Here is a 24,504-nt window from a genome sequence, read left to right as displayed (position 1 = left end):
CAAAATACGCCAGCTTCGTTTGACGTTCGCTGCACTGCACCACAGTCTCTGCGCATAATCGCTTGGGGGCTCGCGCATGCATACATTCGATCGTCGGTTGTTGATCGGCTCGCTTTTGGCCTCTTCGGCGATAGTGTCTTCCGCTCACGCTCAGACCGGCCCTGCCGCGGCACCAGCCCCTGCCGAGCAAACCACCCCTGCCGCGCAGACCGCTGGCGAATATGAGGGCGACATCGTCGTCACCGCGCAGAAGCGCGACCAGAACATCCAGAACGTCCCAATCAGCATCCAGGCGATCGGCACCAAGCGGCTCGACGATCTCAACATCTCGAACTTCAACCAGTATACGCAGCTGCTGCCGTCGGTGTCGTTCCAGACGACGCAGCCCGGCTCTACCGTCGTCTACATGCGCGGCGTCGCGTCGGGTGGCGACGGCAATCATTCGGGCCCCCTGCCCTCGGTCGGCACCTATCTCGACGAGCAGCCGGTGACGACGATCGGCGGTACGCTCGACGTCCACATCTACGACATCGCCCGGATCGAGAGCCTCGCCGGGCCACAGGGTACGCTGTACGGTGCCTCGTCCGAAGCCGGCACGATCCGCATCATCACCAACAAGCCCGACACCAGCGGCTTCTACGGCCGCGTCGACGGCGAGGTGAACAGCGTCAAGTCGGGCGGCATCGGCAGCAAGATCGAGGGCATGCTCAACATGCCGCTGTCGCAATCCGCAGCGCTGCGTGTGGTCGGATTCTACCAGCGCGACGCCGGCTATATCGACAACGTCGCCGGGTGCCGCAGCTATCTGCCCGAGCCGACCCCGACCTCGTGCACATCGGCCAATGGCGGCATCGTCGTCGACAACGCCGCATTCGTGAAGAAGAACTACAACGACACCGAGACCTATGGCGGCCGTGCGGCGCTGAAGGTCGATCTCGACAGCAACTGGACCGTGACGCCGACCGTGCTGTACCAGGAACAGCGCAACCACGGCACCTATGGCTACGACCCGAAGGTTGGCGATCTCCAGGTCCAGCATTTTTTCCCCGAATTCCGCCGCGATCGCTTCATCCAGGGCGCGCTGACGATCGAGGGCAAGGTCGGCAACTGGGACGTGACCTATGCTGGCGCGTATCTCGATCGGAAGACGTATACGTCGAGCGACTATACCGATTACGCCGAGGCCTATGACTCGGCCTATTCCTCTGTCGGCGGGCTGGCCGGCTACTTCTACTATCAGGACAATGCCGGCCGGACGATCGACCCGCGCCAGAAGATCATCGGCACCGATCACTTCAAGAAGACCAGCCAAGAACTGCGCGTCGCGTCGCCCGTCGAGGACCGGTTCCGGATCGTCGCAGGCGCGTTCTATCAGCGCCAGACCAACGCGATCTTCCAGGATTACCAGATCGCCAATCTCGGCACCGCGGTGTCGGTCAACGGCTCGCCGGGCACCTTGTGGCTGACCAAGCAGAAGCGCGTCGACAAGGATTACGCGATGTTCGGCGAGGCAAGCTTCGACATCCTGCCGAACCTGACCGCGACCGCGGGTGGCCGCGCGTACATCTACGACAATTCGCTGATCGGCTTCTACGGGTTCGGGCGCAATCCGGCGGTCGATCCGGACGATGGACGGCCCTTCACGGCGACGCCGTTCAATGCCGCGGGCAGTAGCCAGACGGGCGTCGCAGGCTGTTATCTGGCGAACGGCCAGACCCTGCGCGAAGCCTATCTGAACGGCGGCGACACCTCCGCCCTGCTGCCCGCAGCGGTATCGGGGTCGCCCTGTACGAACCTCGCGACGTACACGACCACCGGGCTGATCCCGAAGCGGACGCAGGGGCAAGGCGCGACCTATCGCTTCAACCTGACGTTCAAGCCGAGCGACAAGGTGCTCGCCTATGCCACCTTCTCGCGCGGCTTCCGGCCGGGCGGTATCAACCGTCGCGGCGACGTCGCGCCCTATGACGCCGATTTCCTGACCAATTACGAGCTCGGCCTGAAGACGACGCTGTTCGATCGTCTCCGGTTCAACGCGTCGATCTATCAACAGGCGTGGGACAAGTTCCAGTTCTCGTTCCTCGGGCTGAACAGCTTCACGATCATCCAGAACGGCCCGAACGCGCGGATCAGGGGGCGCGGAGGCGGATGCGAACTTCTCGACCGGCGGCCTGTCGCTGACCGCGGCGGCCTCCTACACCGATGCGAAGACGCGCAACGATCTGTGCGCAACACAGACCTGTAGCGGCACTGGCCTCGACGTGCTTGCGCCGAAGGGCACACGCCTGCCGATCACGCCGCGCTTCAAGGCGAGCGGTACGGCGCGCTACAGCGTTCCGGTCGGCACGGCAAAGGCGTATATCCAAGGGCTCGTCGCGCACCAGAGTTCGGCAGCCGCAGACATCCGACTGGAGCAGGCTGCGAGTTTCGGGCGGCTCAAGGCCTATACGACGGCGAATGCGTCGATCGGCGCGGAGCTGTCCGGCTACACGCTCGAGCTGTTCGTCCAGAATTTGTGGGACGAACGCGCGCAATTGTCGCGGTTCCAGCAATGCGGGACGTGTTCGCAACGCACCTACATCGTGAGCAGTACGCCGCGCACGATCGGCCTGCGTGCAGGCGCGAAATTCTAGGGTAGATGCACGGCGACGGTTGCGATCCTCCCCTGCGCGGGGGAGGATGAGTTTTCTTCGAGGAAAGATGACGATGACGTCCAAGATCAAGCTTCTTCTGGCCTGCACGGCCGCGATGACCGCGCTGCCCGCAACGGCACAGACGCAGGCTGCCGCCACCAACGGCCTCGAAATCGCCAAGAAGATGATCGCGTTTCGCAGCGTGCGCGGCCCCGGCAACCAGACTCCGCAACTCGCCGCGTATCTGAAGGCGACACTGGTCGCGGGCGGCTTTCCGGCAAGCGACGTGACGATCACGCCGGTCGACGACACGGCGTATCTGATCGCGACATGGCGCGGCAGCGATCCGGCGCTGAAGCCGATCGTCGTCTCCGGGCATATCGACGTGGTCGAGGCCAAGCCCGCCGACTGGCAGCGCGATCCGTTCACCGCGGTGGTCGAGAACGGCTATCTCTACGGCCGTGGCGCGACCGACATGAAGCTGGACGCGGCGCTCGCGATCGCCACGCTGCTCGACATGAAGAAGGCAGGCTACACGCCAAAGCGCGGCATCGTCCTCGCGCTGTCCGGCGACGAGGAAACGGTGATGAAGACCTCGTCGCTGATCGCCGAAAAGCTCAAGGCCAGCGAGATGGCGCTCAACATCGACGGCGGCGGCGGACTGTACGACGAGGCCGGCAAACCCGAGTATTTCACGATCGGCGCCGCCGAAAAGACCTATGCCGACTTCCAGCTCGAGGTGACGAACCCCGGCGGACACTCGTCCGCGCCGCGGAAGGTCAACGCGATCAACGAGCTTTCCGCCGCACTGGTCAAGATCGGCGCGTATCGCTTCACGCCACAGCTGTCGCCGATCACCAAAGGCTATTTCGAGGGGCGTCGCACCGCGTCAGACCCCCGAACTCGGCGCCGCGATGCGCGCGTTCGTCGCCAATCCTGCGGACCAGAAGGCGATCGAGACGCTCGCCGCCAACACCGGCTATGTCGGCCAGATCGGCACGACCTGCGTCACGACTATGGTCAGCGGTGGCCACGCCCTAAACGCGCTGCCGCAGCGTGCGACCGCCAACATCAACTGCCGCATCTTTCCCGGCGTGAAACCCGCGTCAGTAATGGCCGAACTCGCCAGGGTCGCCGCCGATCCGGGTGTGAAGTTCAGCGACGTCACCGAAGGATCGAACCCGACCGACGCCTCGCCGCTGCGCGCGGACCTGACCGGCGCAGTCAAGACGGCAATGGGCAAGATCCGTCCAGGCGTGCCAATCTTCCCGAGCATGTCGGCGGGTGCGAGCGATTCGATGTGGTATCGCTCGGTCGGCGTGCCGAGCTACGGCGTCAGCCCGATCTTCATCAAGCAATCGGACGACTTCAGCCACGGCCTCAACGAACGCACCCCGATCGATAACATCCCACTCGCGATCACCTATTATCGCTCGCTCTTCACAGATCTGACGAAATAACGCTTAGGGCATTGGGATCGGCCGGTGCGCTGCACGACCGATCCCATTTTTTAGCTTCGCATGTTTGGCATGAGTATTCTTGAGAAGACTCGCCTGATCTTACGGTTTTCGACTTCCCAATCCGATCCTAATGGCATTGTTCGGCTGTCGGTTTTCGGCTGATTTGATTCGGTTCTGGCCTTTGCAGGACGCTGCCGCTCTGCAGTATTAATTTATTGTTCGGCTTCTGCTGAGGGCTGTGTTGAAATCTCCATGAGTGCGGAGTTTCTAGTTGGCGCCCCGGACACGCGGTAAGGTTACTTCGAGCGTCACCTAGCTGCTTGCAGCGGAGCCAGGTGTGAAACTAGCAGCCGGGAAAATGTGGTCGCGAGACACAATAGGCTCGCGCAACCTGGGATCTTGAGCGCGACGAGCGAAGCGGATTGCCCAAGCCCACGGAGGGTCTCGGGCGACTGGGTGCGGTACGACACCCGCATGAACCGGTCACCGGTGCTTGCGTCGCGCAGGCGTTCGATCAATAGCGCTCCGCCCGGCGGAACGTCGTTGGTGGCATAGCCCGGCGCTTTCAGATCAACCCGAAGCGCGGCGGCGAGCGCCGTGACGTTGGTGTCATGCCCCATGAACACCGTCAGCCGCGGTCCCGTCGAGGACAAGGCTGCCAGTACCTCGCGGCCGAGCACGGCGGCTTGATGCGCGGCCATATAGGGCGGGTGGGTGTACACGGCGAACAAGGCGGCATGCAGCGCGCCGAGTTGCTCGATAGTCGCAGGATTTGCGCGGCCCCAGCCAACGCTCTCGCGTGGCAGACCCTCGACCTCCTGCAGCAGCAGTACCTGCGCAATACCGGAGGCGGCGCGGATCGGCCCCGCCAGCACGAGATCGTGGCCGTCGGCGCTCGCGCTGACCGCCGGCGTGCCAGCAGGTACGCATTCCCGCTCCGCCGACGTACAGCCTAGCACCTGATCGAGCCGAGCGAGCGCAGCGCCGTGACGTCGGGCGAGTGCTGCCATGCCGCCCGTCTCACGGTTGATGGATGCAATCGCTGCGCGCGCGTCGAAGGCCGTCGCCCTTGCACGCAACGCCTCGAAGATCGGGTCCGGGGTACCGAGGGGTTTGTGCTCGATGGCGAGATCGCAGCCGGTCGCAAGACCCTCCGCATAGGCCTGCCCGCTCGCGATTGTCCGATCGGAACTGTTCGATCTGATCCGTGATGAGTAAAGCGCTGAGGATGCTTAGGAGCAGATCGCCTGCCTGCCGTGGCGATATAGGTCGTTTGAGGTCTGCGGTTGGAGGCGCACTAAACGCAGAACGATGATGCGGCCGCTCCTTGACGCTTGATGTGTTGTCGGCAACCTACAGCAAAAGGTGTAAAGTGATGCGGATCGTCGGTAGTTTGATTTTCCTCCTCTCAGCGGCGGGCTACGCTCAGGCGGCTCCGATGCAGGCGGAGGCTTCAAGAGGAGCCGCCGAGGGCGCGGTTGGCGCATCTGCGATCACCGCCATTAAGGTTTCGAACGTTCCTGAAGAGTACAAGATTGCACGAAAGATGAAACTTCGCGTGCTGTCTCAGTCGTTGGTGACTCAGGATCGATCTTACGATGTACTGAATTGCTTGGACAAATCGGGAAAGCCGCGCGAGCTCTGGTTTGACATTAGTAGTTTTTACCCCGGATCGTTGGGGGCGCAGTGAATCGCGAGGGGCTGACGGTATGACACCGCGACTGACGATGTAATCAATGAAACTTAATTCATTGCAACAGTTATAAACTAGTAAATATCTCGCCGGCGGATCTAGTTGCGGCATATGCTAGGGCCTTAGTGTGCCGATGCCGCCGCCCGGACGCTGCCATTAAAACTATAGTTGAGCCGGCATCGCAGTTTCAAGGCAAGATATGCTAACAGAGGGCGGTGCAGCACCGCTGAGATTTTTGCCACCACCGATTTGCTTTATGATTGCAGTGGCTACTTCAACGCCATGACTGAAGCAAAGACCTAAGTGTGCACATTCGTCGGATACAAGGCTTTTTTCGATCTCTGCCGCTTGGTCATCGGCATCGTCACCAACGATAAATAGAAACGGCCGTGTTACCTTCTTTGATGTACGCCGTAGCATCAACTCTACACCGTGGAGATAATCGATGAGTTACTCGTCGTTAGATCCAGCTATCCATGAACTCCGCCCCCGGAAAAGGGCCGTGTGCAGGTCGCAAAGCGCTCCCTCACACCACAGCAGGTTTGAGACATTCGCTCTGGCTTGACCAACACAGGCGCTTCCAGAACCGGGCGCTCTTTGACGTCGCGATCGACAGCAAACTGTACGGCTGCGATGTCGTCAAGGTTCGCATCGGCGACATCGTTACCGGCAGCAGCGTCCGGGATCGTGCCGTCTTAGTCGGCAGAAAACCAAACGACCCGTGCAATTTGAAATCGTCGAGCAAGCCCGCAAAACCTCGCCCGCTTGGCTAGAGCGTCGCGGCGGCACGTTAAACGACTTCATCTTCCCCCACCCGCAACGATAATATGGCACTCCCTCGCTTCGACGCACGATGGCATCAATCATCTACAAGTTGACAGGAAATCTACGGGGAGTGCAGATTTTGCTTGGTCATGCGAAAGAGAGCACGGTCCGCTACCTTGGCGTGGATGTCGTGCCGCGTTAGATCTTTGAGAGCGGACGGAGGTCTGAACCGCTAGCGGCCATCCAGAACGGCCTGCCCACCTCCCGACTTCCGCCATTCGTTCATGCGGTTCTGAACAGATCCACGACGCTGGTCGGCGCGTCCGATCCGAAGAAGCGGGACAGGTTTCTCGCGCTGAGTTGTGCCATCGGTTGGCTCCGTGCGAACAGGTCATGCTCGTAGATGGCTAGGGCCCGTTCGTTATCGCCGCGATGGTCGATCAACGCACGCGCGAGTTCCGCTCCCCTCGCGCATCGCCAGATTGGCGCCTTCCCCCGCGAACGGGGACATGAGGTGCGCGGCGTCGCCCAGCAGCGTCGCGCCTTTTACGCGGGGCCAGGTCAGCAAAGGCGGCAACGCGTAAACGGGGCGCACAACCGGGACCTTCTCGCCGTCGGTGATCAGGGCACGTAGCGATCGCGACCAGCCGTCGAACAAGACCTCGATTTGGGCGGCCGTGATCGGCAGGGCTGTGGCCAGCCACTCCTCGGGCCGATTGACAGCCACATAGGTATGGATGCTGCCGTCGGCGTTACGGTGCGCGAGGATGCCCTGGCCGGGCGCCACCGCCATCAACGTGCCCGAGCCGATGACCGCCGCGGCGGGGGCCGCGCGCGGATCGTCCGCGTCGACGTGAAGCTCGACAAAGCAGGTGCCGGTATAGGCAGGCTGGGCGTCGGTCAGGAGTGGGCGTACGCGCGACCAAGCACCATCCGCCCCGATCAGCAGCGTCGTTTCGACCGCGGAGCCGTCGGCGAATGCGACCGTGTGGCGACCACGTCCCGCACCCTGCACCGACGCGACCTTGCGGCCCCACTGCACAATCTCTGGCGGCAAGGCATTCAGCAGCAACCGGCGCAGGTCACCACGGTCCACCTCGGGGCTAGCGGTGGCGGCATTGCCCGGTCGATCGAGCAACACCGTGCCATGCCGGTCGACGACCCGCTTGGCATCCTCGCCCGGGCGGACCAGCGTCAAGAATGCATGGTACAGTCCGAGCGTATGCAGTGCCTGCTGACCGCTGTGCTCATGCAGGTCGAGCAAGCCGCCCTGGGCCCGCGCGTCCGGCGACGGCTCGCCTTCATAGACGACGACCCCGATGCCGCTGCGATGCAGGGCGCCGGCGAGCACCAAGCCGCCCAGGCCCGCACCAATGATGGTAACGTCTTCTCGCATTTGTCCGCGCTCCTAGCCGGCGCAGGTCAAGCCTGCGTTGCCGTTGATGGAGCCGCTAGCCAGCTATCGGCCGGCTTGTGCGCGATGGTGGTCTTGACCACGCCATCGTTTTTCGCAGCACGCGTTGTCTATGATAAGATCGTCTGTCACGCAACATCGAGGCCGCGTGACGCTCTGCCCACTTCCCGACATTCGGCTGCCCTACCCGACGTTTCTACGTCGGCGCTCCTTCCCTTCGAAAGATGATCGCTTTGCCTCGGTCTGTCGGAAATCTGACACGAATACCCCGGTTGAAGTGTGGGCCTTTTGATTGAGGCCATCATAAGATTCACATTTACCTCGGCGCTGTCACATGAATCGTACACTGTATGCCTACGCGTTGGTTGTCGGCCTTATACGGGACGCATCGCGATAGCTTTGGGGTAGCAGAATGGCGATTGGTCGAAGAGCCTTCCTAATCGGTGCATCAGGCGCCGCTGCTACGCCACCAGGGGCAGCCAGCACTTTACGGCGTTCGGTTGCGCGTGGCTCGATCATGGACGTCGAGCACGTCGTGATCCTGATGCAGGAAAACCGGTCGTTCGATCATTATTTCGGTACGTTGCGGGGCGTCCGCGGCTTTGCCGATCCACGGCCTGTGACGTTGCCCGGCGGTAGGTCGGTCTGGGCGCAACGCGGCGCCGACCGTGATGGCGGGCGGATCACCTGGCCGTTCCGGCTCGACTACAACAGCAGCAACGCGCGCTGTTTCACCGGGCTCGACCATAGCTGGAAAGATAGCCAGGCGCGCTGGCGCAACTGGGACGTCTGGGCGGAGCAGAAGGGCCCGCTGACCATGGCGCACCTGACCCGCGCCGACATCCCGTACTACCATGCGCTGGCAGACCAGTTCACGATCTGCGACGGCTATCACTGCTCGCTGCAAGGCCCGACCGGCCCCAACCGACTTTATCATTTCAGCGGCACGAACGGCCTGAGCGTTGGGCAGGAAGGCGCTTATTGCGTCACCAACGGTGGTACCGATGGCAATCCCGGCGCCGACATGGCCAAGGACGACGCGACGCAGGGCCTGCCTTGGCGCACCTATGCCGGTCGGCTCGAGGAGGCGGGCGTTCCGTGGCGCGTGTACCAGGAGCTCGCCAATTATTCGGATAATCCGCTCGGTTATTTCAGCGAGTTCCGAAAGCTGGACCGATCGTCGCCGCATTACCGACGCGGGCGCGCGTACGTCGACTGGATCGACGGCGTCGCACCCGAGGATCCCGAGAAGACGCAGGCCAGGCACCTGATCGCCGCGTTCACCGCCGACGTCGCCGCCGACCGGCTGCCGGCGGTGTCGTGGATCGTGCCGATGATGCAGATGAGCGAGCATCCCGACGCGCCCGTGCCGTTCGGCGAGGTCCTGATCAGCAGCGTGGTCGCGGCGCTTGCGTCCAATCCAAAGGTCTGGGCGAAGACCGCGCTGATCCTCAACTACGACGAGAATGACGGCTTCTTCGATCACGTTCCCGCCCCCCGTCCCCGGAATCGCACCGCGCTATGGTGCGAGCAACGTCGACGTCCGCAGCGAGACCTATCGGGGCGAGCCGGTCGGCCTCGGACCCCGCGTGCCGATGACCGTGATCTCGCCGTGGACGCGCGGCGGATGGGTCAATTCACAGCTGTTCGACCATACCTCGGTGCTGCGGTTCCTGGAGAAGCGCTTCGGCGTGGCCGAGCCGAACATTTCGCCGTGGCGGCGTGCGGTGTGCGGCGACCTCACCTCGATCTTCGACTTCGACGTGCCGCATAGCGCACGGCTCGACACGCGCTGGGCAGCGGCGCTCCCGTCGGTCGCCGGCTATGTCGAGGAAACCGAGCGGCTATGCGCGACTGCACCTGCCCCGATCATTGCCAAGGGGGAAGGCGTGCCCGTACAGGAACCCGGCACTCGGCCGGCGCGCGCATTGCCCTACCGCTTCGCCGTCGAGCCGGCCTGGTCCGACGCTGCGGTGACGCTGAACTTCGTCAATCAAGGTCCCGTCGGGGTCGTGTTCGGCGTACAGGACGAAGTGAATTTTCCCGGTTGGCGCTACTTCACCGTGGCGGCGAACTCCCGCCTGAGCGAAGCGTGGCCGATCCGTGCGGACCAGCCGCACGCGCTGGTCGTTCGGGGACCAAACGGGTTCCAGCGCGACTATCGCGGCCAGGCGGGGAGCGCTGGGGTCGAAGCAGTGGCGCTATGGCGTGAAGACGGCACGGCCGGCATTTTGCAGCTCCGCAACCGCGGCAATGCGCCGGTGACGATGGCGCTGCACTGCGCGCACAGCGGCGAGCGACGCGAGATCGCGCTCGCTGCCGACGGCACGGCTAAGGTCCCGATCACTTCGGCCGATCATCGCTGGTACGACCTGTTGCTTACGTCAGTGGATGGCGTGCGCCTCCGTTTGGCCGGGCATGTCGAGACTGGGCAGTCCGGCATCAGCGAGCCCGCTGCAACGTTTCCGCACCCCGCCTGAGCCGCTCCTATTGTCATGGCCGTGTCGCGAAGCATGCCTAGTTGCGGCGCTTGGCGGGGGGCGGACGCAATGCAAAGAGACGGCTCGGTAGAAGGCGAGCGCTTGCTGAGCGCGGGCTTTCTGTCGCTCGCGACGATGGAGTTTCTCGAACGCTTCGCCGTCTCGGGCGTGAAGTCGCTCCTGGTGCTGATCTTCCTCGACCGGGTGCTCGTCGGCGACGTATCCCGCGTCGTCGGCGCGACCGCCTTCAGCGAGACCAGCGCAGCGATGTTCGGACCCTTGTCCGCCACCGGGCTTGCCTCGCAGCTTTACGGCTATGCCAATGCGCTGATCTATCTGGCGATACCAATCGGCGGGCTGATCGGCGACGTAATTGGAAACCGGCGGACGATGGTCGCGGCAGGTGGTGTCGGGATGCTGCTCGGCCTGACACTGATGCTTAGAGATCCGACATTCCTTATCGGCCTAGTCTCCTTCGCGATCGGCGCGGGGGTGCTGAAGGGCAATCTATCGGCACAGCTTGGCGCGCTTTTTCAGGACGAGGCCCAGCGCCGACATGGTTACGCGGTCTATCTCGGCTTTCTCAACGCGGGGGTGATCTGTGGGCCGCTGGTCTGCGGAGCGTTGGCCGCGTTTGCCGGTCAGGACTATGCGATCGGCGCAGCGGCCGCGGCCGTCGCACTGGGGCTGGCGATCTACGCGGTGACCGGCCGTGCGGCGCCAGCAGCCCCTCCCGCGGACTTGGCGGCGTCAACACCCGACCCGGCTCGATCGACTGCGCTGCTCGTCGTTGCCTTGGCCGCCGTGTACCTCTGCTATTCGGCCTATGATCAGCTCGGCAACATCTTCCTGGTCTGGGCGCGGACGCGAGCCGACCGGCATATCTTCGGCTGGACCATGCCGGTGGCGTGGTTCCTTTCGCTAGACGGCGTCTTCACGCTAGCGCTGATCGCGGTGTCGCAGGTCGCGTCGCGGGCGCTGCAACGGCGCGGCATCCGGATCGGCGCGGTGACTCAGATATTCCTCGGCGGAATGCTGTGTTCGGCGGGCTATCTCGTCCTCGCGCTGGGCGACGCGACCAGCGGCGGCGCACCGCTCGCGCTCCCCTGGACGCTCGCGTATCTGATCCTCATCGACGGTGCGATCGTGCTGATCTGGCCGTCTGCGCTGAGCCTGATCGCGGGCACCGCACCGCGCCATCTCGTCGGCTTCTGGATGGGGCTATTCTACCTTCACGGCGTTTTCGCGAGCCTGTGGGCCGGGTTCAGCGGCGTCTTCTACGAGCGGACCGCGAGCCCGCAATTCTGGTTGCTCCACGCCGCCGCCGCAGGCGCTGGCGCGCTCCTGATTCTCGTCGCCGCACCGCCACTGATGCGCGCGGCACGGCGACTTCAGGCGATCACCACCTCCGCGTGAGCAAAGGCGCGGGCGTAGTCCTCTTCCAGCGGCTTGTCGGTCACCAATATGCCGACATCGCTCAGTGCCGCCGTCTGGATCAAGGCGTACCGCCCGAACTTCGATGAATCCGCCGCGAGCAGCACCTGCTTCGACGTCGCATAGGCGATACGGCTCATCGCCGCCTCTCCGGGATGAAAGTCCATCAGCCCACGCTTGAGGCTGATGCCGCCAACCGACAGGATCGCCAGATGCGGTGTGAAGCCACGGACATAATCCTGCGCGACGTGATCGGAGAATGCGCGGTAATCATAATCCATCTGGCCCCCCGCGAGGAACAGGCGGTTGTTGTTGATCCCGCCGAGATCGCTCGCGACGCGCAGCGAGTTGGTGATGACGGTGAGCGAACGCCGGTCGGCAAGATGCCTTGCGATGAAGCAGCTCGTCGTACCGGAGTCGATGAACACGATCGCGCCGTCCTGCACAAACTCGGCCGCCGCCCGCGCAACGCGAATTTTAGCGTCAGCATTCTCCTCCATGCGCTGGTGGAGCGGTCCCTCGTGCACGGGCGTCGTCATCCGCGCGCCGCCATGCTCGCGAATGATGACGCCGTGATCCTCGAGTGCGCGCAGTTCGCGGCGGATCGTCTCGTCCGAGACCGCAAGATCGGCGGCCAACGCGGTCACCGACAATGTTCGGCCGCCCCGCAGCCGCGCCATGATCTCGCTCTGCCGCTGTGATCGTTTTTCGATCGTTCCCTCCATCATAGGCTTCGTCGGTGAACCCGCGTTGGCGAGACATGCTCCATGCCTCGCTCCACGCGCAAGCGATGCCTAGAAGCCGACGACCGCCGTCAACCGCACGGAGCGCGGCGTCTGGTAATTCACCGGTGCGCGGTAGTCGGAATTGGCCGACCCGTCGCTCAACTCGCCGAAGTTGTTGAACGACGTGACCGCCGAGCTGGCGAACAGGTTGAACACGTCGAGCCGGAGCGAAGCCTTGAGATGCGGGATCGGCAGGTGGACGACCGCGCTGACGTCGACCTGCGCCAACCAGTCGCCGGTGAACGCCGTACCGCGCGGGATCAGCTGGCCTTGGCAGTAATAGCCGTAGCCGTGATAGGTGTTGGCATAGGCGTCGACTGCAAGCGGCACGGCGCCGATGCAGCTGTAACGCGGGGCCGATTGCACGAGCATGTTGGCGCCGAGATCCAGCGCTTCGAACAGCCGGTAGCTGCCATAAGCCTTGAAGCTGTGGCGCCGATCGTTGGGCAGATACCCGTAAGCCCCGTTGACGAAGCCTGGCGAGTCGAAGTCCGCGGTGCGATTGATCGCGAGCTGCCCATTTTCCGATCGCACGCCGCCTTCGTAATTCCCCTTGTCGAACGCGAGCGTGTAGGAGGCGGAAAGGCTCCACTTCTCGTCGAAGCTGCGATCGAAGGTGAGCGTCAGCGCGTTGTAGTTGCGGCTCGGTTTGGGATAGCCGAGGTCGTCCTTCTTCAGCGTCACGGTCGGGGTCGAGCCGTCGGGCAGCTTGTTGATCTGCGTCGTGATGTCCTTGCCCGGGTTGCCGATGACGAACTGGCTGCCACCCGGATACGCCGATAGACACGCCGCCGCGGTGAAGCCCTTGCCGACGCAATAGGCGCGCGCGCCGACGTCGATCGAGACGTCCTCGATCACGTTGGTCAGTTGGCGGTGCGTGAAATAGGCTCCGATCCGGATGCGGTCGCTGAACTGGTGCTCTGCGCCGATGATGAACTCCCGATCCGACTGGGGCTTGATGTTGCTCGCGATCGCGCCCGCCGGATTGAATGCCGAGCCGTCCGCCGAGACTTCGCAATTCTTGATGCCGGTGTCGGGGCAGTTCGTGGTGTTGACGACCGACAGAAGCGGCGTACCGGCGACGGGGACGCTGCCCGCGCCGCTGACGCCGTTGAACAGATTGTAGCGCGTGTACGTCACCAGGCTGCCGGCGACGTTGAGGTTTATGTCCCCCCGCCATCGGCAGGAAGTATTTCGAATAGGATCCGAAGATCTTGGTACGCCCGTCGCCCACCGGATCGAACGCGGCACCGAGGCGCGGCGCCCATTGGTCGCCCGATTTGAAGAAGGATTTCCCGTTCACGCCCTGGTTGCTGAAGCGATCGTTGCGCACGCCGAGATCGAGGCGGAGGCGGTTGTCGAGCAGCGACCACTGGTCCTGCATGTAGAAGGCTTCGTTGCGGACATGCGCGACGCCGCTCTGCTCGTAGACGCGCGTCGTGTAATATTGCGTGCCGACCGGCGCGCCGATCCCTGCGGCGGACTGAGCCGTGACGTTGAAGATCTTGTAGGCGCCGCCGCCGATCGTCTCGAACGTCTGCGACTGGGTGTTCTTCTCGTGATCGTAGCCGAAGCGCACATGGTGCGCGCCGAGCAACTGGAGCTGAAGATCGGCATCGACGCGGTAGAATTCGCGCTCGTTGTCGGTGCTGCTGAACGCGTCCGTCACCTTGTTCGCGCCGATCTGGATACCGGCCGGGTCGGTACGGTAATCGATCACCTGAGGGTTGGTGACGTCGAGCGGGACGTTGCCCGAACGAAGCTTGTTCACGCCGTACGCGCCCGACAGCGTCAGCCACGGCGTGAACGTCCCGGTGTAGCGACCGACATAGTTGATGCCGCCCGCCCGCGCATTGGTGCCGCCGGTCTTGTCACCGAGTTTATGGTCGGTGCGATCCCAGTTGTAGCTGCGGTTGCGCGTCTCGTTCGTGGTGTCGAAATAGGTGAATTCGAAATGGTGGTCGCCATTGATGTAGCCGTCGACCTTCCCGCCCCAGAACGGGCTGGTGTTCGCCACGCCCGTCGCGTTGTTCTGGTTGGCCTGCGGCGTTAACGTGCGGATTTCGCGCATGTTGTAGAGGCCGTAGACGAACAGATGGTCCCTGATGATCGGGCCGCTCGCCTGGAACACCAGTTCCTTGCGGCTTGCGGTCGCGTGGCGATAGTCGACAGTACGCGTCGACGGCGCGCTGCCGCGAAGATCGTCGGGCTCCCAGATCCCGGTGACGCTCGCGTGATAGTCGTTGGTTCCGGACTTGGTCGTGGCGACCACATAGCCGCCGGTCGCGCGACCGAATTCCGCGGGGGGCGCCGCCGGTCTTCACTTCGACCGTCTGGTAGAAGTCGAACGGCACTTCGGCTGGCTGCCCGCCCGACACGAAATCGGTCACGTTCAGGCCGTTGATGTAGAACGCGTTCTCGGTGAACGCCGCGCCGCCGATCGATACCTGGTTGGAAAAACCGCCATTGGAAGGCGACGAGCCCTGGACCGCGCCGGGGGTCAGCAGCATCACGTCGCGCAAGGTGCGCCCGATCGGCACGCGCGTCGTCAGCGAACCGAGATTGATCGTGCTGCCGACCGTGGTGTCCTGGAAGTCTGCCGTGCGCTGACGCGTGCCGACGACGACGATGTCGCCGCTCTGCTCCGCCGAAACCAGGCGGAAGCTGTTGGCACCGCCGGATTCGCGGGTCAGCGGAATTCCGCGTTCGTCATAGGTTGCGAAGCCCGGCGCGGTGATGGCGACGTCGTAATTGCCGGGCGGAAGCTGCGGGATGGTGTAGCTGCCCGTCGAGTCCGTCGCGGCAACGCGGCTGACGCCTCGGTCCGATGAGGTGATCTTGACCTGCGCACCGACGATCGCGGTCCCGTCCTGCCCTGTCACGCGACCGGACGCGGCGATGTTCGTATAGTCCTGGGCTTCGACCGATGTCGCCTTGATCATCAAGGCCGGGGCGGTGGAGCCGAGCATCAACAGCGCGCGCAGAACTGCGCGCGACGAAAGTCGCATGGAACGAAGCATCGAAACCCCTTTTAAGAGCGCGGCATGCACAGCCGCGTCGCTAAAAAGACGTCCTATCTCCACCATGTGGATGTTCTGTGACACATCCACACAATACGGACTTTTATCGACGCCGACTTTGAGTGCGAAGCCGCAGGTCGCATCTGCTATCTGGCCAGCCTTGAGACACATTCCCGGTCGCCCGGCGGCCCTTCCCCGCTTCTCAACTTCAGACACTCATGCACAATCCGTTTCGACAGTCATCGCTAACGCTCGAATTGCCCTCCGACGTGTACCATTAAACAGGCAGCCACGCATGAGGTGACCCGCCACCTCAACGCCACCCAAGCGCTGGCGCGACGTGGGTCAGGATGGATTCGAGTACATGCGCGTTGTAGTCGACGCCGAGCTGGTTCGGCACCGTCAGCAACACCGTGTCGGCTTCGGCAATGCCCTCGTCGGTGCGAAGCTGCTCGATCAGCTGGTCTGGCTCAGCCGCATAGGAACGGCCGAACACGGCACGCATGTTGTCGATCACCCCGATCTGGTCGCTGCTTTCGCCGCGCCCAAAATAGGCACGGTCGCGATCGTTCATCAGCGCGAAGATCGAGCGCGATACCGACACGCGCGGCTCCCAATCATGCCCCGCATCCTTCCAGGCCTGGCGATATAGCCGGATCTGCTTGGCTTGCTGGACGTGGAGTGGTTCGCCGCTCTCGTCCGCCTTCAGCGTCGAGCTTTGGAGGTTCATGCCGTTTTGCGCGGCCCAGACCGCGGTGGCGTTCGACGATGAGCCCCACCAGATGCGCCGCCGCAAGCCTGGTGCGTGCGGTTCGAGACGCAACAATCCCGGCGGATTGGGGAACATCGGGTTCGGGCTGGGCTGCGCGAACCCCTCGCCTTTCAGTAGATCGAGCAGCACCTCGGCATGCCGGCGGCCCATATCGGCGTCGGTCTCGCCCTCGGCGGGTGCGTAGCCGAAGTGACGCCACCCTTCGACCACCTGCTCGGGCGAGCCGCGGCTGATACCAAGCTGCAAGCGGCCACCGCTGATCAGGTCGGCCGACCCCGCGTCCTCCGCCATGTAGAACGGGTTCTCGTAGCGCATGTCGATAACGCCGGTGCCGATCTCGATCCGGCTGGTCCTGGCGCCGACCGCGGCCAGCAGCGGGAAGGGCGATGCGAGTTGCTGCGCAAAGTGGTGAACGCGGAAATACGCGCCGTCGGCGCCCACTTCCTCGGCAGCGACGGCCAGTTCGATCGACTGCAGCAACACGTCCGAGGCGGACCGTGTCGCGGATTGGGCCGATGATGACCAATGACCGAACGAAAGGAACCCGATCTTCTTCATGGCGCAATCCTGATTTCATCGCCGTCAAGGCTGTCGCGGCGAGATGACTTCGTGTCGTCTAGATAGGGTCTCGATGACGCCACGTCGCGGCAACGGCGAGAAACGGAGCTATTCTGGTTTGGCGGCGACCTGCAACCACGCCGCAAGACCATCCCCGCTCATTTGCCGTACGCGGGGTCCATCACGGCAGACACGCGCGCGCCGCCATCGGCAGGTTACCGCGAGCCGTGCAAGGCCAGACCCGCCGCCCGCATCGAACAGAGACGATCGGGCGAGGATACCGACAAGCTGTTCCAGGCGAACGCGGAACGGGATGCCGCGCCATCGGACCAGATATGCTGCGCGACGATCATCATCTCCTCATGCGTTGGCGCCCTGCCCTCGCCCATGCAATCGATCACGGCATCCACGAACAAGGGACTGGTCGATCGCGACATGCTGAGGCACCTCAATGGGACTGGTATCCGATGTAGGCCTTGCGGACTTCACCGACATGGCCAGCCGTCCGATACGCGGCAGACGGAACATTGCGCGAGCCAGACAGCGCAACCGCTGTATCTCCCCAAGCCGCATCGGCGTATGCTGTGACATCGCCATCACCCTTGCCGCGAGCACGGTGACGATAGAGAGCTGGAATCAGCTTCCGCCCGCAGTGCCGAGTGCCTGCCATGCCTAACGTTCAAGATTACGACCTCGCCTATAGCAAGAAGCGCGAACAAGCCGAGCGACAGGCGTCGGCTCTGGCGAACGACAGGTGCGCCAAGGCCGTCCATCGATCCTTGGCAATACTCTATGGTGACCGTGTTATCTCCGCCCGGCGCGCGATCAATGCGAGCGGTTTGAAGTCATAGCGTAAGCATTGGCCACACGCGCGCACGCTCAACGCCGACACCGACATTGCGAGCCTTGCGCTTCATTTGCAGGCAATGTTGCACGGAGGCTTCGTCGTCATAGAGGCTACCCGCAAGCCGCCCGCGTTAGCGGGCAGCACTGAAGCGATATGCGATACTATGTGCAAAGGAGACGAGCGATGAACAATAGCCGCGAACTCAGCGTCGAGCGACGCATCGCCGCCCCCGTGGAGGCGGTCTGGCGGACTATGACGAACCGCTTCGAGGAGTGGTTCTGTCCGCGACCTTGGCGCGCAGAAGCACGCGATATCGAGTGGCGCCCTGGCGGTCGCAGTCTGGTGGTAATGCATGGACCCAATGGCGAGGAGATGCCCAACGAGGGCGTGGTCCTCGAATATGAGACGAACCGCCGCTTCGTGTTCACCGACGCCTTCACGGCCGGCTGGAAGCCGAGCGGTCCGTTCATGGTCGGCCTGTTCGAGATCGCGCCGGACGGGGACGGCACCCTTTTCACCGCCACGGCGCGCCACTGGACCGACGAGGCGCTGGAGCAGCATCGCTCGATGGGCTTTGAAGGCGGCTGGGGCGCGATGGCTGATCAACTCAAGACGCTCGCCGAGGGAGGCACACTGTAACCGACGCCTCTATGGAGGTGCTATCGCCGGCCTGAAGACCGTCGGGCATCAACCGCCCGATACGGACATTCCCGCGAGAAGCGGAGCGTATTCGGCTAGCCTGCCGGAAATATGCTCCGTAAACAGCCGCACGCGCTTCGTCTTGCGGGTCTCCCCTTGCGTAAGAACCCAGAGCGTTCCGTACGGGTGCAGGTCGGTGCCCGGCACTCTTTCGAGCAGCGGGTCCGCATCTCCGACAAAGCATGGCAACGTCGTCAACCCGAGCCCCTGCCGAACGGCGCCGATCTCCGCTGCTGCGTCTGTAACCCTGAACGGAACTGCGGTGGTGCGGACATCGCCCTCACTCGCCCAATCGGGAATACCGTGCGTGCTGATGACGATCCAGCGGAGGGGGGCGGACGCGCCCCCGCGCCATGCAGCCAGCCGATCGCGGGCGATGTAGACGCCGCCGAACAGCTCCGGTCCCTTCAATCCGTGCAGATTGAGCGGCAGGGTCTTCCGATCGTAGACGACGCGGATCGCGACGTCTGCCTCCCGGTTGGTGAGGTTTGCGAGGTCGCCGGAGGACTGGATTTCCATTTCGATGTCCGGATGCCGGCGCGCGAAATCGGCGAAATCCGGCAGCAGAAGGTGCGTTGCCAGGATCGGAGTCAGCGTCACCCGCAGGAGCCCGCGCACGCTCTGGTCGCGTCCGAAGACCCTCGTCTCCAACTGGTGCGACGAAGATTCCATCTGCAGCGCGAATTCGAGCACCTCCTCGCCCGCCGTCGTCAGGCGGTAGCCCGAGGGCAGCTTTTCGAACATTTGCGCGCCCAGCCGCTGCTCCAACTGGGCAATGCGTCGCAGCACGGTCGCGTGGTTCACCGCGAGGCGCTTGGCCGCCGCGCGCACCGACCCTTCGCGCGCAGTGGCCAGAAAGTAGCGAACGTCGTCCCAGTCGATCATGGTGCATTCCCGCGCCGCAAACTGCACGCTGCGCATAGCACGAGGTGCCGCGATCTGCGCACGACACGTTCAGTGGATCGTTTCCGCACCACCGATGTGCGGAATTTCACAGTCCCTGCCTGACTTTGCCGAGCCCATGTTGAGGCTCGCGGGGGGAACATCCCCGGACGGTCGGACACCCGGTCGGCGAACAAGGATGCACGACATGACGAGATTAGACGGAAAGACCGCCGTGATCACCGGCGGCGCGACCGGTATCGGCCTCGCCTCGGCAAAGCGGTTCATCGAGGAAGGCGCCTTCGTCTTCATCTATGGGCGGCGACAGGATGCGCTGGATGCCGCGGTGGCGGAGCTCGGGTCGAATGCCCGCGCGGTGAAGGGCTCGGTCTCCGACGGGTCCGACCTCGACCGGCTTTACGCCGCGGTGAAGGCCGAGCGCGGAACGCTCGACATCGTCTTTGCCAATGCAGGCGCGGGAAGTCCGCTTCCGCTCGGCCAGATCACCGCCGAACACATCGACGAGACCTTCGGCACCAATGTGAAGGGGACGATCTTCACCGTCCAGAAGGCGTTACCGCTGATGCGCGAGGGCGGTTCGATCATCCTGACGGGATCAAGCGCGGGCACCACGGGTGCCCCGGGGTTCACCGCCTACAGCGCCAGCAAGGCGGCCGTGCGCAACCTCGCGCGGAGCTGGGCGGAAGACCTGAAGGGTAGCGGGATCCGCGTGAACGTCCTGTCCCCTGGCGCGACGGCGACCGAACTCGCCAAGGCCGCTCTCGGTGAGGAGGGCCAGAAGGCCTACGGCGCGATGACCCCGCTGCTGCGCATGGCCGACCCGGCCGAGATCGCGGCAGCCGCGGCCTTTCTCGCATCGTCGGACAGCAGCTTCATGACCGCCAGCGAACTCGCCGTCGACGGTGGCCTCGCGCAGCTCTGACGCATCCCACCCGCCGATCGCTCGCGTGATCGGCACCTGCGACCAAGCATAAAGGAACATCCTGTGGACCATCCTCTCAAGGGAAAGACCGCGCTCGTTACCGGGGCATCGCGTGGCATCGGCCGCGCGATCGCCGAGCGTCTCGCACGCGACGGTGCGACGGTCGCGCTGACCTACAACGCCAGCAAATCCCGCGCGGACGAAGCGGTCGCGGCCATCGAAAACGCCGGAGGTACTGCGTTCGCGATTCATGCGGACCTGGTGGACCCGGCAACCGTGCCAGTCCTGTTCGACAAGCTCGACCACGAGTTCACCAAGCGGAACGGCAGCAACACACTCGACATCCTGGTCAACAATGCGGGCAATGCCGGCTGGATCGGCTTCAAGGACGCGACGCCCGCAAGCTGGGACACGCTGATGGCGGTCTACCTGCGCGCACCGTTCTTCATCGTGCAGGCCGCGATGGATCGCCTCGCCGATGGCGGACGGATCATCAACATCTCGTCCGCCGCCGCGACGAAGCCGGTGACGACGGCGCCGATCTACTCGATGGCCAAGGCCGCAATCAACACGCTGACGCATGCGCTCGCGTCCGAACTGGGGCCGCGCGGGATCACCGCGAACGCCGTCGCGCCAGGCTTCACGCGAACGGATGCAAACGCGGCCTTCCGGGAGAACCCAGAACTCGTGAAGGCGGTCGAGGCCGACATCGCGCTGGGACGCTTTGGCGAGCCTGCGGAAATCGCTGCCGTCGTGGCGTTCCTGGCATCCGACGACGGCCACTGGGTAACCGGCCAGACGATCGAAGCGAGCGGCGGCTACAAGCTGTGACCGCCCGAACCCTCAAGGAGACTATCATGACCTACGCAATCATCGGGTTCGGCGAGATCGGCCAGACCCTCGCCAAGACATTCGCCCGCAAGGGGATCGCGGTATCCGTCGCCACCACGCGCGATCCGGAAAGCTTCGCATCGACCGCGGTAGCGATCGGTCCCGGCATCACGTCCACGACGCTCGCCGAGGCGGTCAAGGCGGACGTCATCTTCCTGGCCGTGCGTTTCCAATCGCACCCCGATGTCGCGAAGGCGCTGCCGGACTGGCAGGGCAAGATCATCGTCGATGTGACCAATGCGTACGGCGTGTCCGCAAAGGAACTGGGCGGACGGCCTTCGGCCAAGGTCGTCGCGGACGCCTTCGCTGGCGGCAGGGTGGTCAAGGGCTTCAACCATCTGGTCGCCGCCGTGCTCGACCAGGATCCGGCCGTACAGGGTGGCAGGCGCGTCGTGTTCTTGTCGAGTGACGACGACGATGCTGCAGCACAGGTCGGTGCGCTGGCGGAAGATCTCGGCTTCGCGCCGATCCAGCTCGGCGGACTTTCGGAAGGGGGGCTGCTCGTCCAGGCGCACGACAAGAGCTGGGGCTGGCTGATCTTCAAGGACTTGGTCAAGTTCGGCTGACGAATTTAACGATTCACCCGGACGGCGAGTATGGCCCGAAGACTGAATTGGTAGCGAAGATTTCGGATTTTCTAGCTTGGGCTACAAACGACGACGCCGCCCGTGAGGGCGGCGTCGTCGTTATAGGAGTTGGTTGCGGGGACAGGATTTGAACCTGTGACCTTCAGGTTATGAGCCTGACGAGCTACCGGGCTGCTCCACCCCGCGCCGAGATCCCATCGAAGTGGTACTTCGATGGGGCCCGAGTGTCCGCGTTGTGCGGAACTGAGTGTATGAGAAATTGTGAATGGGTTTTGGATATGGTGTGTGTTTGCATGTTGCACGGGCTTCAATGCCTGGCGACGACCTACTCTTCCATCGCTTGAGCGATAGTACCATTGGCGCAGTCGGGTTTCACGGCCGAGTTCGGAATGGGATCGGGTGGGACACCGACGCTATAGCCACCAGGCAATGGAGCCGGTGCGACATGCGTTTGCGTTCATATCTGGGTCCCTCAAAGTTTCGCATTGCTGCGAAGCTTGAGGGTTTTAAAATCGATACCGTGCAAGGTTTGTAGTGGTATTCGACCAATCCCTCGACGGCGAGGGGATTGGCAATCTGGCGTCGTCTTAATCATCCGCACTATCGAATGGCTAGCTGGTTGCCCAGTGTTGTCATTGATGGTGTGAGACTCTCAAGCGCGAATAGAGCAATTAGTATCGGTTAGCTCCATGCGTTACCGCACTTCTACATCCGATCTATCAACGTCGTGGTCTCCGACGGCTCTATGAAATCTTATCTCGAGGGAGGCTTCCCGCTTAGATGCTTTCAGCGGTTATCCCGTCCATACATAGCTACCCAGCTGCGCTCCTGGCGGAACGACTGGTACACCAGAGGTATGTTCAACCCGGTCCTCTCGTACTAGGGTCAACTCCTCTCAAATTTCGACGCCCACGGCAGATAGGGACCAAACTGTCTCGCGACGTTCTGAACCCAGCTCACGTACCACTTTAATTGGCGAACAGCCAAACCCTTGGGACCTGCTCCAGCCCCAGGATGTGATGAGCCGACATCGAGGTGCCAAACAACCCCGTCGATATGAGCTCTTGGGGGTTATCAGCCTGTTATCCCCGGCGTACCTTTTATCCGTTGAGCGATGGCCCTTCCACGAGGGACCACCGGATCACTATGACCGACTTTCGTCTCTGCTCGACTTGTCAGTCTCGCAGTCAGGCGGGCTTATGCCATTGCACTCTAACAGACGGTTTCCGACCGTCCTGAGCCCACCATTGCGCGCCTCCGTTACTCTTTAGGAGGCGACCGCCCCAGTCAAACTACCCGCCACAGAGGGTCCCTGTTCCGGCTTACGGAACGAGGTTAGACATCAGAAACAAACAGGGTGGTATTTCACCTATGGCTCCACATCAGCTGGCGCCGATGCTTCAAAGCCTCCCACCTATGCTACACAGTTTCTTCCCTAATGCCACTCTGAAGCTGCAGTAAAGGTGCACGGGGTCTTTCCGTCTAACCGCGGGTACTCCGCATCTTCACGGAGAATTCAATTTCGCTGAGCATGTCCTGGAGACAGTGGGGAAGTCGTTACGCCATTCGTGCAGGTCGGAACTTACCCGACAAGGAATTTCGCTACCTTAGGACCGTTATAGTTACGGCCGCCGTTTACCTGGGCTTCATTTCAGAGCTTGCACCCCTCCACTTAACCTTCAGGCACCGGGCAGGCGTCAGGCCCTATACGTCGTCTTGAAGCCGACTTAGCAGAGCCCTGTGTTTTTGCTAAACAGTCGCTACCCCCTGGCCTGTGCCCCCTCAAAGTGCTTGCGCATAGTGAGGGCCTCCTTCTTCCGAAGGTACGGAGGCAATTTGCCGAGTTCCTTCAGGACACTTCTCTCAAGCGCCTTGGTATACTCTACCTGACCACCTGTGTCGGTTTCGGGTACGGTCTATACGGTGGGGCTATTTCCTGGAACCATTTCGAAGCCATCCCAATCCGATAAGGGATGACAACACACATGATCCGTCACACACCACCAGGCCCACGAATATTAACGTGGTTCCCATCGACTACCCCCTTCGGGCTCGTCTTAGGGGCCGGCTCACCCTGCGCGGATTAGCCTTGCGCAGGAACCCTTGGTCTTTCGGCGAGAGGGCATCTCACCCTCTTTATCGCTACTCATGTCTGCATTCGCACTTCCGATACCTCCACGACCCATTACCAGATCGCTTCACAGGCTTACGGAACGCTCCGCTACCGCGTACCACATAAGTGGCACACCCTAAGCTTCGGCACGTATCTTGAGCCCCGTTACATCTTCGCCGCAGGACCTCTTGTTTAGACCAGTGAGCTGTTACGCTTTCTTTAAAGGATGGCTGCTTCTAAGCCAACCTCCTGGTTGTTTTGGAAGTCCCACATGCTTTCCCACTTAGATACGATTTGGGGGCCTTAGCTGTAGGTCAGGGCTGTTTCCCTTTTGACGACGGACCTTAGCACCCGCCGTCTGTCTCCCGCATATCACTCTTAGGTATTCGGAGTTTGGTTAGGTTTGGTAGATCTCGCGACCCCCCTAGCCCATCCAGTGCTCTACCCCCCTAAGGTGTTCGTGCGAGGCACTACCTCAATAGTTTTCGCGGAGAACCAGCTATTTCCCGGCTTGATTGGCCTTTCACC

At 62.8% G+C, this 24,504-nt stretch carries 19 protein-coding genes, 1 tRNA gene, 2 rRNA genes and 4 pseudogenes (1 of these 26 cut by a window edge); 14 read left to right on the top strand and 12 right to left on the bottom strand.

Going from position 1 to position 24,504, the window contains the following annotated elements; translation table 11 throughout:
• Positions 1-133: 133 nt before the first annotated feature.
• The 4 genes and pseudogenes from NHF48_RS15715 to NHF48_RS15700 all read left to right on the top strand — a co-directional run bounded on the left by NHF48_RS15715 (position 134) and on the right by NHF48_RS15700 (position 4,093).
• On the top strand, positions 134-2,245 hold the full coding sequence (locus NHF48_RS15715) for a TonB-dependent receptor (RefSeq protein ID WP_253071623.1): 2,112 nt from the start codon (positions 134-136) through the stop codon (positions 2,243-2,245).
• Positions 2,172-2,633 (top strand): hypothetical protein, encoded by a 462-nt coding sequence (locus tag NHF48_RS15710; protein ID WP_342454755.1) that lies wholly within the window; start codon positions 2,172-2,174, stop codon positions 2,631-2,633. The genes NHF48_RS15715 and NHF48_RS15710 overlap by 74 nt, the downstream gene beginning before the upstream one ends.
• Before the next feature lie 46 nt (positions 2,634-2,679).
• Positions 2,680-3,231, top strand: a pseudogene (locus tag NHF48_RS15705) (M20/M25/M40 family metallo-hydrolase); the annotation flags it as partial.
• 316 nt (positions 3,232-3,547) lie between these two features.
• A complete protein-coding gene (locus tag NHF48_RS15700; protein ID WP_253072454.1) occupies positions 3,548-4,093 on the top strand; it encodes a M20/M25/M40 family metallo-hydrolase in 546 nt (181 codons plus the stop codon).
• Between the two features lie 308 nt (positions 4,094-4,401).
• Here the strand turns inward: NHF48_RS15700 and NHF48_RS15695 are convergent, their stop codons facing one another.
• Positions 4,402-5,103 (bottom strand): histidine-type phosphatase, encoded by a 702-nt coding sequence (locus tag NHF48_RS15695; protein ID WP_253071622.1) that lies wholly within the window; start codon positions 5,101-5,103, stop codon positions 4,402-4,404.
• Between the two features lie 317 nt (positions 5,104-5,420).
• On the opposite strand from NHF48_RS15695, the gene NHF48_RS15690 reads away from it, so the two are divergent.
• Entirely contained in the window at positions 5,421-5,783 is a 363-nt protein-coding gene (locus NHF48_RS15690; RefSeq protein ID WP_253071621.1) for a hypothetical protein, read from the top strand.
• 448 nt (positions 5,784-6,231) lie between these two features.
• Positions 6,232-6,753, top strand: a pseudogene (locus NHF48_RS15685) (integrase).
• Positions 6,754-6,833: 80 nt separating this feature from the next.
• On the opposite strand, the gene NHF48_RS15680 reads toward NHF48_RS15685, so the two are convergent.
• Positions 6,834-6,995, bottom strand: coding sequence for a hypothetical protein (locus tag NHF48_RS15680; RefSeq protein WP_263816906.1), 162 nt, complete (start codon positions 6,993-6,995; stop codon positions 6,834-6,836).
• On the bottom strand, positions 6,973-7,902 hold the full coding sequence (locus NHF48_RS15675) for an FAD-dependent oxidoreductase (protein ID WP_263817041.1): 930 nt from the start codon (positions 7,900-7,902) through the stop codon (positions 6,973-6,975). The genes NHF48_RS15680 and NHF48_RS15675 overlap by 23 nt, the downstream gene beginning before the upstream one ends.
• 475 nt (positions 7,903-8,377) lie before the next feature.
• Between NHF48_RS15675 and NHF48_RS15670 the strand changes: the two are divergent.
• From NHF48_RS15670 to NHF48_RS15655, 4 genes and pseudogenes are all read left to right on the top strand, one after another.
• Positions 8,378-9,412, top strand: a pseudogene (locus NHF48_RS15670) (alkaline phosphatase family protein); the annotation flags it as partial.
• Positions 9,413-9,431: 19 nt separating this feature from the next.
• Positions 9,432-9,599, top strand: a pseudogene (locus tag NHF48_RS25260) (alkaline phosphatase family protein); the annotation flags it as partial.
• A 57-nt stretch (positions 9,600-9,656) separates the two neighbouring features.
• Complete coding sequence (locus NHF48_RS15660; protein WP_253072453.1) at positions 9,657-10,445, top strand: phospholipase domain-containing protein; 789 nt, start codon at positions 9,657-9,659, stop codon at positions 10,443-10,445.
• A gap of 102 nt (positions 10,446-10,547) precedes the next feature.
• Positions 10,548-11,861, top strand: coding sequence for a POT-type proton-dependent oligopeptide transporter (locus NHF48_RS15655; RefSeq protein WP_253071619.1), 1,314 nt, complete (start codon positions 10,548-10,550; stop codon positions 11,859-11,861).
• Here the strand turns inward: NHF48_RS15655 and NHF48_RS15650 are convergent.
• The 5 genes from NHF48_RS15650 to NHF48_RS15630 all read right to left on the bottom strand — a co-directional run bounded on the left by NHF48_RS15650 (position 11,837) and on the right by NHF48_RS15630 (position 17,451).
• A complete protein-coding gene (locus NHF48_RS15650) occupies positions 11,837-12,604 on the bottom strand; it encodes a DeoR/GlpR family DNA-binding transcription regulator (protein ID WP_263816905.1) in 768 nt (255 codons plus the stop codon). The genes NHF48_RS15655 and NHF48_RS15650 overlap by 25 nt on opposite strands.
• A 69-nt stretch (positions 12,605-12,673) precedes the next feature.
• Entirely contained in the window at positions 12,674-13,804 is a 1,131-nt protein-coding gene (locus NHF48_RS15645) for a hypothetical protein (RefSeq protein WP_253071617.1), read from the bottom strand.
• Positions 13,805-14,544: 740 nt separating this feature from the next.
• Positions 14,545-15,684, bottom strand: coding sequence for a carboxypeptidase regulatory-like domain-containing protein (locus NHF48_RS15640; protein WP_253071616.1), 1,140 nt, complete (start codon positions 15,682-15,684; stop codon positions 14,545-14,547).
• A 313-nt stretch (positions 15,685-15,997) separates the two neighbouring features.
• Positions 15,998-17,014, bottom strand: coding sequence for an LLM class flavin-dependent oxidoreductase (locus NHF48_RS15635; RefSeq protein WP_253071615.1), 1,017 nt, complete (start codon positions 17,012-17,014; stop codon positions 15,998-16,000).
• Between the two features lie 215 nt (positions 17,015-17,229).
• Positions 17,230-17,451: a hypothetical protein gene (locus tag NHF48_RS15630; RefSeq protein ID WP_133021178.1), complete on the bottom strand. Its 222-nt coding sequence runs from the start codon at positions 17,449-17,451 to the stop codon at positions 17,230-17,232.
• Between the two features lie 593 nt (positions 17,452-18,044).
• Here NHF48_RS15630 and NHF48_RS15625 point away from each other — a divergent pair.
• Positions 18,045-18,500, top strand: a complete 456-nt coding sequence (locus tag NHF48_RS15625) for an SRPBCC domain-containing protein (protein ID WP_253071614.1) — start codon at positions 18,045-18,047, stop codon at positions 18,498-18,500.
• Between the two features lie 48 nt (positions 18,501-18,548).
• Here the strand turns inward: NHF48_RS15625 and NHF48_RS15620 are convergent, their stop codons facing one another.
• Positions 18,549-19,445: a LysR family transcriptional regulator gene (locus NHF48_RS15620; RefSeq protein ID WP_253071613.1), complete on the bottom strand. Its 897-nt coding sequence runs from the start codon at positions 19,443-19,445 to the stop codon at positions 18,549-18,551.
• A 205-nt stretch (positions 19,446-19,650) separates the two neighbouring features.
• Between NHF48_RS15620 and NHF48_RS15615 the strand changes: the two genes are divergently transcribed.
• The 3 genes from NHF48_RS15615 to NHF48_RS15605 all read left to right on the top strand — a co-directional run bounded on the left by NHF48_RS15615 (position 19,651) and on the right by NHF48_RS15605 (position 21,842).
• Positions 19,651-20,385: an SDR family NAD(P)-dependent oxidoreductase gene (locus NHF48_RS15615; RefSeq protein ID WP_253071612.1), complete on the top strand. Its 735-nt coding sequence runs from the start codon at positions 19,651-19,653 to the stop codon at positions 20,383-20,385.
• 63 nt (positions 20,386-20,448) lie between these two features.
• Positions 20,449-21,216 carry an SDR family NAD(P)-dependent oxidoreductase gene (locus NHF48_RS15610; RefSeq protein WP_253071611.1) on the top strand — a complete coding sequence of 256 codons (768 nt, stop codon included), beginning with the start codon at positions 20,449-20,451 and terminating at the stop codon, positions 21,214-21,216.
• A gap of 26 nt (positions 21,217-21,242) precedes the next feature.
• Positions 21,243-21,842: an NADPH-dependent F420 reductase gene (locus tag NHF48_RS15605; RefSeq protein WP_253071610.1), complete on the top strand. Its 600-nt coding sequence runs from the start codon at positions 21,243-21,245 to the stop codon at positions 21,840-21,842.
• Between the two features lie 130 nt (positions 21,843-21,972).
• Here NHF48_RS15605 and NHF48_RS15600 read toward each other — a convergent pair.
• The 3 genes from NHF48_RS15600 to NHF48_RS15590 form a co-directional block, all read right to left on the bottom strand.
• A tRNA-Met gene (locus NHF48_RS15600) sits at positions 21,973-22,049 on the bottom strand.
• 126 nt (positions 22,050-22,175) lie between these two features.
• A 5S ribosomal RNA gene (gene rrf / locus NHF48_RS15595) occupies positions 22,176-22,290 on the bottom strand.
• A 224-nt stretch (positions 22,291-22,514) separates the two neighbouring features.
• Positions 22,515-24,504 (bottom strand): 23S ribosomal RNA (locus tag NHF48_RS15590); it runs 810 nt beyond the window's last position.

Origin of the sequence: Sphingomonas sp. H160509, assembly GCF_024124765.2 — a bacterium.
In the GTDB taxonomy this organism is placed as follows: Bacteria; Pseudomonadota; Alphaproteobacteria; order Sphingomonadales; family Sphingomonadaceae; genus Sphingomonas.
The sequence above is the reverse complement of the archived record's forward strand: the minus strand, read 5'-3'. Positions and strand labels throughout refer to the sequence as shown.

What these genes read in the sequence shown, in the direction of transcription:
- NHF48_RS15625 (WP_253071614.1), top strand. Translation starts at nt 18,045, where the DNA reads ATGAACAATAGCCGCGAACTCAGCGTCGAGCGACGCATCGCCGCCCCC.
- NHF48_RS15650 (WP_263816905.1), bottom strand. Translation starts at nt 12,604, where the DNA reads ATGGAGGGAACGATCGAAAAACGATCACAGCGGCAGAGCGAGATCATG.
- NHF48_RS15615 (WP_253071612.1), top strand. Translation starts at nt 19,651, where the DNA reads ATGACGAGATTAGACGGAAAGACCGCCGTGATCACCGGCGGCGCGACC.
- NHF48_RS15605 (WP_253071610.1), top strand. Translation starts at nt 21,243, where the DNA reads ATGACCTACGCAATCATCGGGTTCGGCGAGATCGGCCAGACCCTCGCC.
- NHF48_RS15635 (WP_253071615.1), bottom strand. Translation starts at nt 17,014, where the DNA reads ATGAAGAAGATCGGGTTCCTTTCGTTCGGTCATTGGTCATCATCGGCC.
- NHF48_RS15640 (WP_253071616.1), bottom strand. Translation starts at nt 15,684, where the DNA reads ATGCTTCGTTCCATGCGACTTTCGTCGCGCGCAGTTCTGCGCGCGCTG.
- NHF48_RS15620 (WP_253071613.1), bottom strand. Translation starts at nt 19,445, where the DNA reads ATGATCGACTGGGACGACGTTCGCTACTTTCTGGCCACTGCGCGCGAA.
- NHF48_RS15630 (WP_133021178.1), bottom strand. Translation starts at nt 17,451, where the DNA reads ATGTCGCGATCGACCAGTCCCTTGTTCGTGGATGCCGTGATCGATTGC.
- NHF48_RS15695 (WP_253071622.1), bottom strand. Translation starts at nt 5,103, where the DNA reads ATGGCAGCACTCGCCCGACGTCACGGCGCTGCGCTCGCTCGGCTCGAT.
- NHF48_RS15700 (WP_253072454.1), top strand. Translation starts at nt 3,548, where the DNA reads ATGCGCGCGTTCGTCGCCAATCCTGCGGACCAGAAGGCGATCGAGACG.